The organism is Rhodococcus sp. NPDC058505 (assembly GCF_042720095.1).
Lineage (GTDB): Bacteria > Actinomycetota > Actinomycetes > Mycobacteriales > Mycobacteriaceae > Rhodococcus_G.
In genome coordinates this window covers 285,615-303,170 of sequence record NZ_JBHXNB010000002.1, presented here as the reverse complement: position 1 = coordinate 303,170, position 17,556 = coordinate 285,615, and the positions used below count along the sequence as shown (strand labels likewise).

Sequence of the window (17,556 nt, the reverse complement as noted above, 5' to 3'; positions counted from 1 at the left end):
TCTCCGAGGAGACGGTCGACGGCGGCGTCGAGGGCGGACAGGTGCTCGTCCACCCGCTCCACCGACCCCGCAGCCCCCGAACTCATGTTCGAAGTCTACTGCGGGGGTACGACACGTTCCGGAGCGCGACCGGCCTGCGTGACCCGGACGGAAGTCAGCTGCCCCCATTTTCATGGGCACGGAAGTCGCGGCTGGTGCACCGGGGGCACGGCACCTAGATTCGAGTCACCGAGGGCTCGGAACGCGGGGTCGAGCCCTCCATCCACTTTCTCCAGGGGGCGACATGACCGCTGCGCTGAATCACCATCTCGTCCATTCACCGTCGCACGCCGTGGCCTCGCACGGCACCCGGATGCGGCGCCGCCCGCAGTTGTCCGCCCGCGAGGTCGAGGTGTTGCTGCACTGGCTGCGCTGCGACTCCAAGAACACCGTTGCCGCCGACCTCTACCTGTCCATCGGCACCGTGAACACCCATCTCGCGCGGATCCGCACCAAGTACCGCGAGGTCGGCCGCTCCGCCCCGACGAAGGCGGCGCTGGTGGCCCGGGCCGTGCAGGACGGGCTGATCTCCCTCGACGAGCTGTGACCGGCGCCCCGTTCGGCCACCCCGGATGAGCGTCACCGCCGACCCCGGCCTCGCCGCGCGGCCCCCCGCCGATGCCGACCCGCCCGACCGGACCGGCTCCGAGGTTAACCGCCGCCCCGGAGCCGGCATCGACCGCGCCGACCCCGCCGCGCCGCGCCGCGGCACCAAACCGACGCACCGACTCGGCACCGCCGAGGACCGCATCGTGCGCACCTTCGCCCGGTTCCTTGGCGCCGCCGGGCTGCTGTTCGGCGTCCTGCTCGCCCCCGGTGCCGTCGCCCTGTCGATCGTCCCGGTCTGGTGGACGGTGACCACCGGCGCCCTCGTCCTCGTCCCGCTCCTCGCGTTGCTGCCTGCGAGCCGCGCCGCCGACACACGCTGGATCCGCCGCAGCGCGAGCGCGGCGGCGATCGGCTACCTGCTCGGACTGCTGTGGTTTCCCCTCGTCGCCGACGGGCACATCCCGCCGAACCGGGACATCTGGGTGACCACCTTCCCCGGCCTGATCACGATGGCGGCGGCACTCCGCTGGCGACCAAGGACCAGCCTGATGTACCTGGCGGCCGCGGTGAGCGCCGCCGAGGTGGTCCGCTACGTCGCCAGGGCGGGTCAGGAGCACGTGGTGCTGCCGGTCGAGATCGCGTCGACCCTGGTGTTCTGCGGCCTGTTCGTCGTCGCGACGATCGCGGCGGTCCAGACCGGACGCGCACTGGACCGGGCCGTCGAGGTGTCCGTGTCGCGCTCCGGCACCGCGGCGGCCCACGCCGCGCAGGATGTCGAACGCAGCCGCTTCCACGCCCTCATCCACGATCGGGTGATGTCCGTGCTGCTGGGTCTGGCCCGGCAGGGCGCCACCCCCGAAATGAGTGAGCAGGCGGCGATCGCCGTCGCCGAACTCGACGCGCTGCGTGACAGCACGGTGGCCGACGAGGGGCTCGACATCCACACCGCGGTCGGGCTGATCCGCGCCGCCCTCGTGAAGGTGGATGGCGATGTCCCCGTCGAGGTCGAGATCGACACTGCCGCGCTCACCGTGCCACGGCTCGCCGCGCGGGCCATCGCGTCCGCGGCCGCGGAAGCACTGCGCAACAGCGTCCGGCACGCCGACACCGCATCGCGCGCCGCGGACCGCCTCGTCGCGATCGACGCCGACCAGCACGGGGTGCGCGTCATCGTCGCCGACAACGGCTGCGGCTTCGATCCGGGTCAGGTGCCCGGATACCAACTCGGGATCACGATGAGCATCCGGGAACGCATGGCGACCGCGGACGGGTGCACCGTCGACCTCCGTTCCGCGCCAGGCGACGGCACTCAGGTCACCCTGCTGTGGTCGGCGGCGACGTGACCGCACCGACCCGGCCCGGCGCCGCGCGTGATGTCGCGGCCCGGGACATCCGCACCCTGCTGTGGATGGATCGGCCGATCGCGAAGGTCGTCGCGGTCGTGTTCTGCCTCAGCTCCGGATTGCGCGCGGTCACCTATCTCGACGACGTCGAGCAGGTGTGGCCGGTCCTGGCCGCCCTGCTGCTGGTCACCGCGGGTGCCCTCGCGATCGTCGGCGTCGCTGGCGATCCGCTGCCACTGCCGACCGCCGCGATCCTGGCCGGGCTCGGCCCGGTCGCGTGCCTGCTGGTGTTGCCACAACTGCCCGCGCACGGCTGGATCATGAGCGACATCTGGCACATGCGGCCGGTCACGGTCATCCTCTGCTTCATGTCGGTCCGCGGGCGAATGGCGCTGTCCTGCCTCGGTGCGGTGTCGACGATGCTCACCTTCACCCTGTGGGGCGCGCTGACCGGCCAGGACTGGGGTGCGGTCGCCCGGATGTCCGCGGTGATCCTGGCCCCGGTCCTGATCTCGGTGCTGGTTGCGGTCACGGTCCGGCCGATGGCCTTCACGGTGTTCACACTGCGTGAGCGGGAGAGCGACCGGGCCGCGGACGAGGCGATGACCGAGGCCGCCACCACCGAACGCGACCGGCAACTGCGCGCGCTCGACGCGTCGGCCAGGCCAGTTCTCGAGGCCGCGGCCGCTGGTACCGCGTTCGATGAGGACGCCCGACTGCGCTGCATCGTCCTCAAGGAACAACTGCGGGACACCCTGCGGGCGCCGGTGTTCGCGGACGACGAACCCCTCCGCCGGGCGACCGCGGCGGCCCGGCACCGCGGCACCAGGGTGATCCTGCTCGACGACGGCGGGCTCACCGACGACACGCTGACCGACCGGGTCCGGGTCGCGTTGGTCGACGAACTCGATGCCACCGCGGGCGGCACCCTCACCGCCCGCGCGCTGCCGCCCGGCCGCGACACCGTCGCGACGATCGTCGTCGAGGAGGGCGAGTGGGTGCGTCGGCTCGAGTTCGACGCCGCCGGTGCCGTGCGGGCGGAGGTCCGTAACGGCGACGTCCCTGACCGCGACTATCAGGCTGTCCGGACCATCGTTGACGCCTAAACTTGGGCAGCTGTCCTGCCCCCAGAATTCTCGTCTCGGCGGCCCGACGGCTAACTCCTAGAATTCTCTCAGCCATGCGTGTTCCGGTGGGACACGCCCCGACGGCGCACCACCTGAGGACATCGATGACCGCAACCCTCGCCGCCACCACCCATCGACCCGGCTCGGCCGAACACACCGCCGTTGCCCGCCCGCTCCGGAGGCCGGGTCTCTCGCCGCGGGAGGTCGAGGTGCTGGTCGCCTGGCTCCGCTGCGACTCCAAGAACACCGTTGCCGCCGAACTCTTCCTGTCCCTCGGCACCGTCAACACCCATCTTTCCCGGATCCGCGCCAAGTACGCCGCGGTGAATCGGCGCGCCACCACCAAGGCCGCGCTCGTCGCCCGCGCCATCCAGGACGAACTGATCTCGCTCGACGAGCTCTGACCCGGCTCCGGCGCAGGCCTGACCGCTCGGCACCGCCGGAAACCCTCCCGGTCCAGTTATCCGGCCGCATCGGAAGTGCGCCGCCACCGACACGACCGCCTCGATACCCGCCTCGCGGCGCTCCGGGGAGGGCGATGCGCAAGGATCGACCGATGACCGTGTCCCCCTCACGCCGACCGCTCCGGCGGACGGTCGAACTCCTCGACCGGACCCCGCGCTGGGTGTCAATCCTGCTCGGCGTCGGGTGCGCGGCGCTCGGGCTGGCGCTGCTCACCCGCCCCCTCACGTCCCTCACCCTCCTCGGGATCCTGATCGGCGCGGCCTGCGTCACCACCGGTGTCAGCGACCTGATGGCGGCGTCACGGTCAGCGACTCCGCGTACCGGCCGCGTCCTCGGTGTGGCATGGATCCTGCTCGGTATCGCGATCGTGGGGTGGCTCGGCCACACCATCGGCCTTCTCGCCCCGGTCGTCGCGGTCGCCCTGGTGTGCAGTGGCGTCACCCGGCTCGTCCGGGTCCTGCGCGGCGACGCGGATGAACGCGCCGCCACCGTGCTGTTCGGGTCGGCGGACATCGTATTCGGCGCCGTTGCCTGGTTCTGGCCGGATGTGACGCTGCTTGTCGTGTCCCTACTGTTCGGGATCCGCACGGTCGTGTTCGGGGTGACGCGGATCTGGGCGGGCGTCACCGGCCGCCCCGACCGGTCCGACGCGCCACCGGTGCGGCGGCCCGTCGCGCGCTTCGGCCGGACCGTCGCGGCCACACTCGCCTTCGCCCTCGCCATCGGTACGGCGGTGCTCGGCCATCAGATGCGCACCGGCACACCAACGGTCGACGCGTTCTACACCGCTCCTGCCAGCGTCCCCGCCGAGCCGGGGGCACTGCTGCGGGTCGAACCGTTCACCCGCGACGTGCCCGACGACGCCATCGCGTGGCGCATCCTCTACACCACCACCCGCGACGAGGGTGCGCCCGCGCTCGCCAGCGGAATCGTGATGGTAGGCAGGGGCGCACCGGCCGGCCCCCGCCCGGTGATCGCGTGGGCGCACGGCACCACCGGCTATGGCAGGCAGTGCGCGCCCAGCCTGGTGCCAGCACCATTCGAGTCCGGTGCCCTGCCCGCCGAATCCGCGCTGCTGGACCGCGGTTGGGCCCTGGTCGCCACCGACTATGTGGGGCTCGGCACCGAGGGCTCGCACCCGTACCTGATCGGGCAGGGCGAGGCCCGGTCGGTGCTCGACGCCGTCCTGGCTGCCCGACAGCTGGACGGCGTGCACCTGTCGGACCGGACCGTGGTGTGGGGGCATTCGCAGGGCGGGCACGCCGCACTCTGGACGGGGATCCTCGCGCCGAGCTACGCGCCGGATGCCGGGGTGGTCGCGGTCGCGGCGATGGCACCGGCCAGTGATCTCGTCGGTCTGGTCGGGGCGCTGCCGGGGATCACCGGCGGCAGCCTCTTCGCGTCGTATGTGCTCGCCGCCTACCCCGCCGTGTACCCGGACATCGATCCCGACAGCTATGTCCGGCCTGCCGCACGGACCCTGCTCCGGGAGATGTCGACCCGGTGCCTGTCCGAGCCCGGCGTGGTCGCATCGGCACTGACGGCGCTGTCGATGTCCGGCGACGGGCCGTACCTCCGGCAGGATCCGACGCTCGGCGCGTTCGGTCGGCGGCTCGCCGAGAACATCCCCGCCGGCCCGCTTTCCGTGCCGCTGCTGCTGGCGCAGGGCGAGACCGATCCGCTCGTCACCCCGGCCATGCAGTCCGGCTTCGTGGACGCCAAACGCCGCGAGGGATGGGAGGTCGACTACCGCACGTACCCCGATCGTGACCACATCGGACTGGTCGCCGACGACTCCGGGTTCATCCCCGAGTTGCTGGCCTGGACCGAACGGCAGTTCTGAGGCGCGCGAGGCCCCGACGTCGACCGGGCTGCGGAACCCCCTGCCAGCACCGATGTTCCGCGGATCGCGCTGTGTAACACCGGCGCGGAGGCGGGCGATCTCGATCCTGGACATTCGAGTTCCAGGTATCAGGGTCGATGCAGTCTCGATATGGGGGTGGGTTATGAGAAGGACCATTGCGGTGTTGGCGGTCGCCTTCGGACTTGTGGTGGCGGGGTGCGCCGACGGCGACGCGCCGAACGACGACGGGGCGGTGAGCGCATCACCTGCGGCAACAACCATCACCGCCTCGGCGTCGACCACTGCCCCTGCGCCGTCCGCTGCCCCGGCGCTGTCCGCTGTCGCCGAGCCACCGGTGTCGGTGGGAGCCAGCGGCGGTGCCGGCGCGGCGGGCGCGACCGAGGTGGTGAACGAACCGCCCGGTGTCGAGCAGGCGACCGAACCGCCCGGTGTCGGCCAGGAAGATGGCGGGAACGATCCGGGACAGTACGTCGACCCCAACCCGTACGACTGCGTCGGCGACATCTGCCCCAATCCCTATCCGGATGCGCCGCAACCGGATCCGAACGCCGATCCGGCGAACCCGCAGATCGTCTGGTGCGGAACGGACAAGAACGTCCACAACCGTGGCGCGACGGTGTACGACGACGGATCCTGGTCGCCGTGGACGCAGGCCTGCGCCGACGAGTTCGATGCCGTGAACGATCCGCCCAACCCGCCGGGAACGATGGGCGGCGGCGGAGCCGTGGCCGGCCCGTGCCGCCCCGACGAGGAGGGCACGATCACGCACACCCCGGACATGCGAAAGCAACAGTGCACGGGCGGCCATTGGGTCTACATCCGCTGACCGCAAGGCAATCCGCCGGGTGCGGCTGGGTTCCGCCGTCGGGGTTCGAGTAACACGGCGTCACCCTCGGCCGATTCACCAGCAGAGGTCACTGTGTGAGATGCAGCCGAAGGAGCGAGGATGAAGCAGAAGATGATTCGCGCCGCCATCGCAGGCGCCGCGGCGATCGGAATCGCCACCGGCGGGGTTGTCGCCGCCGCTCCCGCGCAGGCAGCGCCGGTGGGCCCCGTCGATCTCGATCTGACCGGCGGGGTCTACTGCGCGTTCGGACGGCCTGGCGATCCGTGGGTGGACTCGTGGTACATGGTCCGGTGGATGGAGGTCACCGCGCACGGCCGGGACTGGCCCAACGTGACCCTTCAGGAGTTCAACGGCGCCCAGCAGTTCACCCCGATGCTGAAGCAGGGCGAGAAGCTGCGGATCGAGACGAAGTGGTTCGGCTGCTTCCCCAGCTCCATTTCCGGCTACACCATCTCGAGTGATGTCGATCCGCTGCAGAACAACATCGGGTGGTGGGCGAACGTGGAGCGGCGGGGCGACGGGCCCGGCAGCGGCAGCTAGGAATCGGCTCCGGCCACGGACCCGACCTGGAGGATCCGCAGGAACGAGCTGCGGGTGGCCCGCGATGTTGTTACCGGTCCGTAGCAGAATGGACCTGACAACATGACGAGCTTTTCAGGTTTGGAGATGACTGTGCAGCTGATCGGAGTGATCGGTGGCGGCACCATGGGTGCCGGAATCGCCGAGGTGTGCGCGAAGGCCGGGAGCGACGTCCTGGTCCTCGAGACCAAGCAGGAGTTCGCGGACGCCGCCACCGCGCGGATCGCGTCGTCGATCTCCCGCGGCGTCGCCAAGGGCAAGATCAGCCAGGAAGAGGCCGATGCGGCCATCGCGCGGGTCCGGGTCACCCTCGACATTGAGGAGTTCGCGGACCGCGACCTGGTCATCGAGGCAGCCCCGGAGATCGAGGCGCTGAAGTACGAGATCTTCGGCAAGCTCGACCGGATCGTCAAGCCGTCCGGCATCCTCGCCACCAACACCTCCTCGATCCCGGTGATCAAGGTTGCCGGCGCAACGCAGCGCCCCGCGCAGGTGGTCGGCGTGCACTTCTTCAACCCGGTGCCGGTGATGCCGCTGGTGGAGATCATCTCCACCCTGGTCACCTCCCCGGAGACCGCGGCCGCGGTCACCGACTACGCCAAGAACACGCTGCGCAAGACCACGGTGCAGGCCGGTGACCGGTCCGGGTTCATCGTCAACGCGCTGCTCATCCCGTACCTGTGCCAGGCGGTGCGGATGCTCGAGTCGGGTTACGCCTCGGCCGAGGACATCGACGCCGCGATGAAGGGCGGCTGCGGCTACCCGATGGGCCCGCTGACGCTGCTCGACACCGTCGGCCTCGACATCGCGCTTGCCGCGGCGGAGTCGCTGTACGCCGAGTTCGCCGAGCCGCACTACGCCCCGCCTGCCCTGCTGCGCCGCATGGTCGATGCGGGCCGTCTCGGCAAGAAGACCGGCCGTGGCTTCTACGACTACCAGTAGTCAGCTCCGCTGACCGTGCGTGATTTTCACCCCGACCGGGGTGAAAATCACGCACGGGCGGCGCAGCCGCGGGGGGTCAGCTGAGCGAGGCGAGGGCGGCACCTACGGTGAGGACCGCGCCGAGACCGCCGATGATCGTGCCAGCACCGGACACGATCGGCTGGATCTGCTTGATGAGGGCGATGTCATCCTCGGACGATCCGGCGCGGGTTGCACGTGCGACTGCCATTGAACTTCTCCTTGAGATGGGTGAGTGGGCGAGCGGGATGTATGTAACCGGACCGCACCGCCCGATTCGGTGTGCCGACGCCTGATCCCACCCGTCGTCGCAGGCAGCGGTTTTGAATCCGGGTGAGGTCAATGTCGCGGCGTACCGTCACTACCCATGACGGTCCCGCTGAGGACGCGCACCGGGCGGGCGGTGATCCTCGCGACGGTGCTGGGCTCGTCGGTGGCGATGCTCGACGCGACGGTGGTGAACCTCGCCCTCCCCCGGATCGGCGAGGATCTCGGCGCCTCCGTCGCCGACCTGCAGTGGGTGGTCAGCGGATACACCCTGACCCTGGCGTCGCTGATCCTGCTGGCAGGTGCCCTCGGTGACCGGCTCGGTCGACGCCGGGTCTTCGTCTGGGGAACGGTCTGGTTCACCGCGGCGTCGGTGGTGTGCGCCCTCGCCCCGACCATCGAACTGCTGGTCGCGGCGCGGATCGTGCAGGGGGTCGGCGCGGCGCTGCTCACCCCGGGCAGCCTCGCGCTGCTGTCCGGGGCGATCGCACCCGACGACCGCGGCACCGCGATCGGGTTGTGGTCGGGGCTCGGTGGTGTCGCGTCGGCGGCCGGTCCACTGCTCGGCGGATGGCTGGTCGAGGTCGCGTCGTGGCGGGCGGTGTTCTGGCTGAACGTCCCCCTCGCCGCGGCGGTGGTGTGGGTGTCCGTACGGCACGTCCCCGAGAGCCGCGACCCCGACCCGTCCGAACGACTCGACCTTCCCGGTGCCGCGCTGGGCGTCCTCGCGCTCGTCTTCCTCACCTACGGCCTGATCGCCGGGCAGGCCGCCCCGCTGATCGTCGGCGGTGCCGCGTTCGCCGCGTTCGTTGCCGCGGAACTGCGCGGCTCCGAGCCGCTGGTCCCGCCGTCCCTGTTCCGATCCCGGGTGTTCACCGCAGCGAACCTCGTCACGCTGACGGTGTATGCCGCGCTGGGCGGGGTGTTCTTCCTGCTCGTCCTGCAGCTGCAGATCGTCGTCGGCTACTCGCCGATCGCGGCTGGGCTCGCGACGCTGCCGATCACCGTCCTGATGCTGGCGTTGTCCGCTCGGACCGGCCGCTGGGCGCAGCACCATGGTCCGCGGCTGCCGATGACAGTCGGTCCCCTCATCGGTGCGGCCGGGCTCGTGCTGATGCTCCGAATCGGCCCCGACGCTTCGTATCTCGCCGACGTCCTGCCCGCGGTCACGGTGTTCGGGCTCGGATTGTCCACGCTGGTGGCGCCGCTCACCGGTGCGGTGCTGAACTCGGTGCCCACCGAACGCTCCGGGATCGCGTCGGGAGTCAACAACGCCGTCGCCCGCACCGCGCAATTGCTCGCCGTTGCGGCACTTCCCGGGCTCGCGGGGATCACCGGCACCACCGATGTGCGGGCGTTCTCGAACGGATTCGGGGTTGCGATGCTGGCCTGCGCGGGGCTGATGCTGGCGGGAGCCGTCCTGGCAGCGGTGCTCCTGCCGCGGCAGGGCACCGTCGTGACGGCACCCGATTCGATCGAGTGCCGCCCGCACTGCGACGTCGCGGCACCGACCCTCGACCCGCGGCGGCCCGAAACCGACCGGCCGTGACGACGCCTGAGCCGCGACTGCCCCTTTCCAAACCGGCCGCGGGCTGGAAACGTGGACGGTGGTGCGCGCCCGGCGTTCGTGCGGGCGGGCCAGCCGGACCGAATTTCCACCGCGAAAGGACGTCGCCGATGCCCACACGTTCCCGCTACCCGGAGGGCGTCCCGTGCTGGGTCGACCTGTCCGCCGCCGACCCGGCCACCGCGAAGCACTTCTACACCGGACTGCTGGGGTGGGAGTTCGAGGACATGCCCAATCCCGGCGGCGGTGTCTATTCGATGGCCCACCTGCGCGGCCACACCGTCGGTGCGATCGGCGGGCACCCACCCGGCGTCCCGGACGGCACGCCATCGCACTGGAACACCTACCTCGCCGCCGGGGATGTCGCCGCGGCGACCGCGAGGGCCGTCAGCGCAGGCGGGCAGGTCCTGATGGGGCCCGACGACGTCGGGGACGCGGGCCGAATGGCGTTCCTGACGGATCCGACCGGGGCGGTGATCGGCCTGTGGGAGTCCGGGCAGCACCTCGGCGCCACGCTGGACAAGGAGTCGGGGACGCTCGTCTGGTCCGAGCTGGTCACCCCCGAACCGGAGACCGCGCTCGCCTTCTACGGCAGCGTGGTGGGGATGACGCACACCGCGACGCCGATGCCGGGCGGGTCGTACCTCGTGTTGCACGCCGGCGGCGAGGACATCGGTGGGTGCACACGACCGAGCCTGGCGCAGGCCCCCGCGCACTGGCAGGTCTACTTCGCCGTCGACGACCCGGATATCGCTGCCGAAACAGCCTCCACCGCAGGCGGATCGGTGCTCGTCGCACCGTTCGACGTCGCCGGCGCTGGTCGCATCGCCGTGCTCGCTGATCCGACCGGCGGGGTGTTCAGCGTCCTACGACCCGACCCCACCCAACGGTAGGGCGGCCGTGGCACTGGAGTGGCTCGCGCTGCTGCGGCGAGCCCACCACGAGTTCTCCACCCGCATCACCGCGGTCACCGAGTGGTCCGTCCCGACCCCCGACACCGACTGGGACGTCACCGATCTGGTCCGGCATGTCGTCACCGAACAGCAGTGGGTGCCGCCACTTCTCGGGGGTCTGACCGTCGAGCAGGCGGAGTCCCGGATTCGGCCGCTCGGCGAGGACCTGCGCCGAGAATGGCAACTGCACTCCGGGTTGGCGATCGCCGCGTGGAACGCGGCACCACCGGCCGCGCCCGTGCACCTGTCCTACGCGACGGCGACGGTGGAGCACTATCTGCGCGAACAGGTTTCCGACATCACCATCCACGCGTGGGATCTGGCCCGCGCGGTCGGCGCCGATGAGGAACTGGATCCGGGTCTCGTCGCCGCGGTGTGGGATGTCCTCGACGAGCAGCGGGACCTGCTCGCCGCCAGCGGTCTGTTCGCGACACCGGTGCCGATACCGGCGGACGCGTCGCCCCAGGACCGGCTTCTCGCGTTGACCGGCCGCGACCCGCGGCCCTCCGCGACCGGGCGCACTTCGGGAGGTATGCGATGACAAGCGAACCCGACATCAAACCCCGCAGCAGGGACGTGACCGACGGCTTGGAGAAGACCGCGGCGCGCGGGATGCTCCGGGCCGTCGGCATGGGCGACGACGACTGGGGCAAGTCGCAGATCGGTGTCGCGTCGTCGTGGAACGAGATCACCCCGTGCAACCTGTCCCTGGACCGGCTGGCGCAGGCCGTCAAGGACGGGGTGCACGCCGCGGGCGGGTATCCCCTCGAGTTCGGCACCATCTCGGTCTCCGACGGCATCTCGATGGGCCACGAGGGCATGCACTTCTCGTTGGTGTCCCGGGAGGTGATCGCGGACAGCGTCGAAACCGTCATGGAGGCGGAGCGTCTCGACGGGTCGGTGCTGCTTGCGGGGTGCGACAAGTCGCTGCCCGGGATGCTGATGGCCGCCGCGCGACTGAACCTGGCGTCGGTGTTCCTGTATGCCGGGTCGATCCTGCCGGGGACCGCGACCCTCTCCGACGGCACCGAGAAGGACGTCACGATCATCGACGCGTTCGAGGCGGTCGGGGCGTGTGTGCGCGGGCTGATGAGCCGCGCGGACGTCGATGCGATCGAGCGGGCAATCTGCCCCGGCGAGGGCGCGTGCGGCGGCATGTACACCGCAAACACGATGGCGAGTGCCGCGGAGGCGCTTGGCATGTCGCTCCCCGGTTCGGCGTCCCCGCCCGCCACCGACCGCAGGCGGGACGGCTACGCCCGCCGCAGCGGGCAGGCGGTGGTCGAGCTGCTGCGCCGCGGCATCACGCCGTCGGACATCCTGACCGCGGAGGCGTTCGAGAACGCGATTGCGGTGGTGATGGCGTTCGGCGGTTCCACGAATGCGGTGCTGCACCTGCTCGCCATCGCGAACGAGGCCGGGGTTCCGCTGACCCTGGACGACTTCACGCGGGTCGGTGCGCGGGTCCCACACCTGGCGGACGTCAAGCCGTTCGGGGCGTACGTGATGAAGGACATCGACCGCATCGGCGGCGTCCCGGTCGTCATGAAGGCCCTGCTCGACGCCGGGCTGCTGCACGGCGACTGCCTGACGGTGACCGGCCGCACTGTCGCCGAGAACCTCGCCGACATCGCCCCGCCCGATCCCGACGGCAAGGTGCTGCGGTCGATGAGCACGCCGATTCACCCGACCGGTGGCATCACGATCCTGTCCGGGTCGTTGGCGCCGGGCGGGGCGGTGGTCAAATCCGCCGGCTTCGAATCCGACGTCTTCACCGGTACCGCACGGGTTTTCGACCGCGAACGGGCGGCGCTCGACGCCCTCGAGGACGGCACGATCACCGCGGGCGACGCGGTCGTGATCCGCTACGAGGGGCCGAAGGGCGGACCGGGGATGCGGGAGATGCTCGCGATCACCGCCGCGATCAAGGGCGCCGGGCTCGGCAAGGACGTGCTGCTGCTGACCGACGGGCGGTTCTCCGGCGGCACCACCGGGCTCTGCGTCGGTCATGTCGCGCCCGAGGCGGTGGACGGCGGACCGATCGCCTTCGTCCGGGACGGCGACACGATCCGTCTCGACGTCGCGACCGGCCGCCTTGACGTGCTGATCGACGAATCCGAGTTGACGCGGCGCGCACACGGTTGGGAACCGCTGCCGCCCCGGTATACCCGAGGGGTACTGGCCAAGTACGCGAAGCTCGTCGGGTCGGCGTCGAACGGAGCGGTGTGTGGCTGAGCGGTCGAGCGAACGGCGGCAGGCCCTCGAGTTCGCGATGATCCAGGCCGAGGTGGAGCGCAATCTGCTCGGCGGGGAGATCAAGTACACCCGCGACCAGGTCGCCGAGCTCGCCGGGATCCCCTTGGAGAGAGCGCAACGCCTGTGGGTGGCAATGGGATTCGCGCACGCCACCAATCCGGATGTGCCGATGTTCACCGATGCCGACGTCGCTGCGCTGCAGTCGATCACCTCCCTCGTCGACCGGGGCATCATCGATCCGGATTTGGAGGTACCGGTGACGCGCGCGCTCGGCCAGTCGTTCGCACGACTCGCGGAGTGGCAGCTCGGCCTGCTCAACGGGCACATCGTCGCGCGGATCCGCGACCACGAACCCGAGGAAGTCGTCGACGTGCACGCGGTGGCGGCGGAGGCAACCCTCGTCGCGGAGCAGATGCTGCCGACCCTGGAGGCGCTGCAGTCGTACGCGTGGCGTCGGCACCTCGCGTCCCACGCGGCACGGTTCCTCGACAGTCGACGTGAGGACATCGACACCCGGACGCTGACGATCGGATTCGCGGACATGGTCGGCTACACGAGCCTGACCCGGCGCCTCGACATCACCGAACTGACCGATCTGCTCGAGTTCTTCGAATCCACCGTCACGAACGTGATCGGTCAGAACCGCGGCTGGGTGATCAAGAACGTCGGTGACGAGGTGCTGTTCGCGGTCGAGGATCCCGCCGACGGTGCGCGGATTGCGTTGGCACTGCAGGACGCGGCGTCGAGCACCGAGGAACTGCCGAGCCTGCGGGTCGGCCTCGCGCGCGGCGAGGTGCTGGTGCGCTTCGGCGACGTGCACGGGTCGGTCGTGAACATCGCCGCCCGGCTCACCAGCGCCGCGCGCCCGGGAACGGTGCTCGTCGACGAGAGGATGGCCGAGGCCCTCGGCGCGGCCGACGACGTCCAGCTGCGGTCGCTGCGGACCCTCCGGGTCCGCGGCTACAACCGACTGCGGGCGTACGCGCTGCGCCGGTGACCTCGCCGCGGGCCCTACGTGCCGAGCGACTCCAGCGCGGTCCGCGCCTCCTCGAGCTGCCTGCTCAGTTCCTCGACCCGCTTGGCCGCGGCATCCCGTGCTGCGGTGATCACCGACTCGACGGCGTCCTGCGCGGTCGGGTCACCGAGCTCGCGAACGGCCCGCTCGACCGCGTCGGCGGCGACCGGCGCCGCCTTCCCCGGCCGCTTCGCGCCGTGCGTGACCGTGACCGTCCATTCGCCGCCCGCCGCGGCGTGCAGCGTCACGCTGACGCCAGCCGGTTCCTTCGCCCGCCGGGGCCGCTTGGGTGCAGGCGTGGGCGATGAGGCCTGCGGGACATCGGTATTCGGTGCGGTCACGGCAGCCTTCGCGGTCGTCGGGGCGGGCGGGGTGGAGGTGCGTGGTGGTGCCGAGGGTGTCGGTGCGCCAGCGGCCGACCGGTCCAAGGCGGATCGCGCGGACGCCGACCGGGTTCGGCCCGGCGCCGCCGCCGGCTTCGGAGCCGCCTTGGCCGCCTGCTTCGCTGGCGCCCGGGTCAGGCGCAATTCGTCTGCCTCGAACGGCAGTTCGTCGTTCACACCCTTCGGCCGGATCAGCACGGTGGTGCCGTCGACGGACACCACCTTCGCGGAGCAGCCCGCGGCAAGGCCGAGGCTCGGGGTCGCCTCGTTGAGGTAGACGGTGGCGCGTTTACCGGCGGACACCGCCGCGGCCAGGTCGGTCAGATCCTGCCCGGTGAGGTGATCACCGGGCCGTGTGCGAGGGGCCATCCGCGATCAGATGGGCCGGAAGCCCGCGCCGACACCGCCGTGCGCGTTCAGGTCGGCCAGGACGGCATCGATATCGGTTCCGAGTTCGGGGCCGAGACATGCGACCCCCACGTAGGCGTTCACCATGCCGACCAATGTAGTACCGCGCACGACCGGGCTTCCCGAGTCACCCTCGATGACGCACATCTGCGTCCAGGTCTCGTTGCTCGCCAGCAGATCCCCCCACACGACGCCGCAGGTGTTGCCGGTCCGCAAACCCTGCTTGCACACCACATCCGGGAAGGCCGCTGGCGCACCGACGGTCGTGATCGTCACGTTCCCCACCCGATTGACGGGTGCGACCTTGGCCGGGTCGAACTCGATGACCGCGTAGTCGAGTGACCTGTTCTTCCCGACGATCCGGCCGACCGTTCCCGCGTCCTGACGGTGCTCCGGCACGATGGAATACCCGGGTTCACCACAATGGCCGGCCGTGATGCCGACCAGACGGTCCGCGCTGTCGCGTCCGATCGCCGTGAGCGTGCACAGCGCCTCGTCCCCGACGATGATCCCCGATCCGCCGCCCAGCGGCGCCGGTGATGCCGCGGCCGAGACGCCGACACCGAGGAATCCGAACAGCGCCGCCACCATCGCGAACAGGACTGCACACTTCTTGGCCATCGTCCGACCCTCCGGGAGATACACCGGCACCGGGCCTGACGCCCGGTCCGTAGGAAGACGAGCACCCACCAGTGTGCGCGCACCCGCCGGGACTCGCAGTGGAACGCGAGGATTTCGGGGCGTTCGGACGTCAGCCGAGGACGGTGAGCACCAGCAGCGCGATGTTGAGGGCAACGATCACCGCGGTTGCCGACCAGGCCGCGATCACGGTTCCGCGGCGGTTGACGTGGTCACCCATCAGGGCGCGTTCGGAGGTCATCCGCACCAGAGGGATCAGTGCGAACGGGATGCAGAAGCTGAGCACGACCTGACTGATCACCAGGGACGTCGTCGGGTCGGCGCCGATCGCGAGGATGACGAGCGCGGGAATCAGGACCAGGATCCGGCGCAGCAGCATCGGGATCCGGTAGTGCAGCAGCCCGGCCATGATCTCGGCGCCCGCGGCGCAGCCGACCGAGGTGGACGCCAGGCCGGACGCGAGCAGCCCGATCGCGAACACCACCGCCACCGTCGGTCCGAGCGCGGAGGTGATCGCGGCGTGGGCGCCCTCGATGGTGTCGGTGCCCTCGACGCCGCGCAGCGCCGACGCGGCCAGCAGCAGCATCGCGATGTTGACGGTGCCCGCGACGACGAGGGCCGCCCCGACATCCAGCTTGGTGGCCTTCAGCAGGCGCGGCAACAGCGCGGGCCGGATCCCGCGCCCGTGCCGGTCCCTGGCGAGCGCGGAGTGGACGTAGATCGCATGCGGCATCACGGTTGCGCCAAGCATGCTCGCCGCGAGCAGCACCGTTTCGGCCCCGTCGAACCGGGGCGCGAGGCCGCCGAGCGCCTCGCGCGGGGACACGTCGGTGAAGGCGAGACCGCTGACGAAGCCGAGGGTGATGATCGCGAGCAGGCCGATGACGACGAACTCGAAGGTCCGCTGGCCGCGGGCCTGGGTCGCGAGGATGGCCATCGACACGGCGCCGGTGATCAGTCCGCCGAGCCACAGCGGCAGCCCGAACAGCAGGTGCAGGGCGATCGCGCCGCCGATCACCTCGGCGAGGTCCGTCGCGACCGCGGCGAGCTCGGCCTGCACCCAGAACGCCTTGCGTTGGGTCGGCCGGAGCCGGTCGCCGAGCAGCTCGGGGAGCGACCGGCCGGTGACCAGCCCGAGCTTCGCGGACAGGTACTGCACGAGCACGGCCATCGCGTTGGCGAGCACCAGCACCCACACGAGCAGGTAGCCGTACTTGGCGCCTGCGGTGAGATTCGCGGCAACGTTGCCGGGGTCCACGTAGGCGATCGCGGCGACGAAGGCCGGTCCGGCCAGCGCGATCAGCCGGCCGAGGCCCGCCCATCTCCTGGTCGACGGTCCGCTCGGTTCGAGGGTGCGCACGCTCACCGCGACTGGTCTCCCGCCCACATCGGCAACTATTCGCCTCACCATATCAAGAAGTTCGGGTCTCCAAACTTTCAGGCATCCGCGGCCGCGGCACCGGCATGCGACTGGCCGCCGCCGGGTGGGCCGTGGTGCGGATATGGGAGCATGACGGCGTGGCCGCGGCCGCCGACCGGTGCGGACGCGGCGCTGCGGCCGGGTCAGTAGTGCGCGGGTTCCCGTCCCGACGTGCCGAGCCCGACCCGCCGCACGACAACGGCAGCGACCGGGGTCAGCGCGACCGCGAACGCGAGGGCGATGCAGGAGCCGAACACCAGGCCCGCGGCGACATCGTGTGGATAGTGCACGCCGCTGACGACCCGGGACAGCCCGACGATCACCGCGGTGACCGCGGCGAGGGCCGCCATCCACATTCGCCGGGCCGCGTACCCGGCGAGGACCACCGCCGTTGCCAGGGCCGCCGAGATTCCGGAATGGTTGCTCGGGAACGACCAGTCGCCGAGCGGAGGGCACTCGGACAGGGCGTGCACCCCGGGCAGGGCGGTGCAGGGACGCTCCTCGGTGACGACCGCCTTGACGGCGAGGGTGGCGAGCGCCGAACCGGCGGCCCCCGCCCCGGCCGCCAACCCGACCGCGAGGGTGTGCGTGTCGCCGCGCCCCCACCACAGGGACAGCGCGAGCATTCCGGCGAGGGCGAACAATCCCGCCTCCGCGACCAGGTCGCTGACGGTGCCCGCGCCCGCGGGCCAGGCCGCGGTGACGGAGTCGACGCTGCGGTACAGCGACGTCGACCAGCCGATGACCGGGTTGGCCTCCATGTCGGCGGGTCCGAACACCGCGAGGATGCCCGCCGCGACGATCAGCGCGGCCAGGCCGAGCGGCCAGTGCCTGGGGAGGAATCGGGTTCGCACCCGGCGGAATGTACGCGGCGA

Annotated in this window: 18 protein-coding genes; 13 read left to right on the top strand and 5 right to left on the bottom strand. The window is 70.9% G+C overall.

The genetic code is table 11. The annotated features are described in order from the left end of the window. Window positions 1-172: 172 nt before the first annotated feature. The 8 genes from ACFWPA_RS03065 (at window position 173) to ACFWPA_RS03030 (ending at window position 7,755) form a co-directional block, all read left to right on the top strand. Complete coding sequence (locus ACFWPA_RS03065; protein WP_378569618.1) at window positions 173-586, top strand: response regulator transcription factor; 414 nt, start codon at window positions 173-175, stop codon at window positions 584-586. Between the two features lie 25 nt (window positions 587-611). Further along, window positions 612-1,931: a sensor histidine kinase gene (locus ACFWPA_RS03060; RefSeq protein WP_378509224.1), complete on the top strand. Its 1,320-nt coding sequence runs from the start codon at window positions 612-614 to the stop codon at window positions 1,929-1,931. Continuing rightward, window positions 1,928-3,037: a hypothetical protein gene (locus ACFWPA_RS03055; protein WP_378509223.1), complete on the top strand. Its 1,110-nt coding sequence runs from the start codon at window positions 1,928-1,930 to the stop codon at window positions 3,035-3,037. The genes ACFWPA_RS03060 and ACFWPA_RS03055 overlap by 4 nt, the downstream gene beginning before the upstream one ends. A gap of 125 nt (window positions 3,038-3,162) precedes the next feature. After that, entirely contained in the window at window positions 3,163-3,462 is a 300-nt protein-coding gene (locus ACFWPA_RS03050) for a response regulator transcription factor (protein ID WP_378569617.1), read from the top strand. Window positions 3,463-3,614: 152 nt separating this feature from the next. Beyond that, complete coding sequence (locus ACFWPA_RS03045) at window positions 3,615-5,366, top strand: lipase family protein (RefSeq protein WP_378569616.1); 1,752 nt, start codon at window positions 3,615-3,617, stop codon at window positions 5,364-5,366. A 184-nt stretch (window positions 5,367-5,550) separates the two neighbouring features. Further along, a complete protein-coding gene (locus ACFWPA_RS03040) occupies window positions 5,551-6,213 on the top strand; it encodes a hypothetical protein (RefSeq protein WP_378569615.1) in 663 nt (220 codons plus the stop codon). Between the two features lie 120 nt (window positions 6,214-6,333). Then, on the top strand, window positions 6,334-6,774 hold the full coding sequence (locus ACFWPA_RS03035) for a hypothetical protein (protein ID WP_378509219.1): 441 nt from the start codon (window positions 6,334-6,336) through the stop codon (window positions 6,772-6,774). Between the two features lie 132 nt (window positions 6,775-6,906). Continuing rightward, window positions 6,907-7,755 carry a 3-hydroxybutyryl-CoA dehydrogenase gene (locus ACFWPA_RS03030; protein ID WP_378509268.1) on the top strand — a complete coding sequence of 283 codons (849 nt, stop codon included), beginning with the start codon at window positions 6,907-6,909 and terminating at the stop codon, window positions 7,753-7,755. A 76-nt stretch (window positions 7,756-7,831) separates the two neighbouring features. On the opposite strand, the gene ACFWPA_RS03025 is transcribed toward ACFWPA_RS03030, so the two are convergent. Beyond that, window positions 7,832-7,984, bottom strand: coding sequence for a hypothetical protein (locus ACFWPA_RS03025; protein WP_378509218.1), 153 nt, complete (start codon window positions 7,982-7,984; stop codon window positions 7,832-7,834). A gap of 156 nt (window positions 7,985-8,140) precedes the next feature. On the opposite strand from ACFWPA_RS03025, the gene ACFWPA_RS03020 reads away from it, so the two are divergent. From ACFWPA_RS03020 to ACFWPA_RS03000, 5 genes are all read left to right on the top strand, one after another. After that, a complete protein-coding gene (locus ACFWPA_RS03020; RefSeq protein WP_378569614.1) occupies window positions 8,141-9,589 on the top strand; it encodes an MFS transporter in 1,449 nt (482 codons plus the stop codon). 128 nt (window positions 9,590-9,717) lie between these two features. Continuing rightward, window positions 9,718-10,500, top strand: coding sequence for a VOC family protein (locus ACFWPA_RS03015; RefSeq protein ID WP_378569613.1), 783 nt, complete (start codon window positions 9,718-9,720; stop codon window positions 10,498-10,500). A gap of 7 nt (window positions 10,501-10,507) precedes the next feature. Then, window positions 10,508-11,101 carry a TIGR03086 family metal-binding protein gene (locus ACFWPA_RS03010; RefSeq protein WP_378509215.1) on the top strand — a complete coding sequence of 198 codons (594 nt, stop codon included), beginning with the start codon at window positions 10,508-10,510 and terminating at the stop codon, window positions 11,099-11,101. Then, a complete protein-coding gene (gene ilvD / locus ACFWPA_RS03005) occupies window positions 11,098-12,795 on the top strand; it encodes a dihydroxy-acid dehydratase (RefSeq protein WP_378509214.1) in 1,698 nt (565 codons plus the stop codon). The genes ACFWPA_RS03010 and ilvD overlap by 4 nt, the downstream gene beginning before the upstream one ends. After that, on the top strand, window positions 12,788-13,813 hold the full coding sequence (locus ACFWPA_RS03000; RefSeq protein WP_378509213.1) for an adenylate/guanylate cyclase domain-containing protein: 1,026 nt from the start codon (window positions 12,788-12,790) through the stop codon (window positions 13,811-13,813). Before ilvD ends, ACFWPA_RS03000 begins: the two co-directional genes overlap by 8 nt. 14 nt (window positions 13,814-13,827) lie before the next feature. Here the strand turns inward: ACFWPA_RS03000 and ACFWPA_RS02995 are convergent, their stop codons facing one another. The 4 genes from ACFWPA_RS02995 to ACFWPA_RS02980 all read right to left on the bottom strand — a co-directional run bounded on the left by ACFWPA_RS02995 (window position 13,828) and on the right by ACFWPA_RS02980 (window position 17,535). After that, entirely contained in the window at window positions 13,828-14,583 is a 756-nt protein-coding gene (locus tag ACFWPA_RS02995) for a DUF6319 family protein (protein WP_378569612.1), read from the bottom strand. 6 nt (window positions 14,584-14,589) lie between these two features. Next, the gene (locus ACFWPA_RS02990) at window positions 14,590-15,243 is read right to left on the bottom strand and encodes a S1 family peptidase (protein ID WP_378509211.1); all 654 of its coding nucleotides are present in this window, start codon (window positions 15,241-15,243) and stop codon (window positions 14,590-14,592) included. Between the two features lie 130 nt (window positions 15,244-15,373). Next, window positions 15,374-16,627, bottom strand: a complete 1,254-nt coding sequence (locus tag ACFWPA_RS02985; RefSeq protein WP_378509210.1) for an Nramp family divalent metal transporter — start codon at window positions 16,625-16,627, stop codon at window positions 15,374-15,376. A 197-nt stretch (window positions 16,628-16,824) separates the two neighbouring features. Continuing rightward, window positions 16,825-17,535, bottom strand: coding sequence for a phosphatase PAP2 family protein (locus tag ACFWPA_RS02980; protein ID WP_378509209.1), 711 nt, complete (start codon window positions 17,533-17,535; stop codon window positions 16,825-16,827). Between the last annotated feature and the right edge of the window lie 21 nt (window positions 17,536-17,556).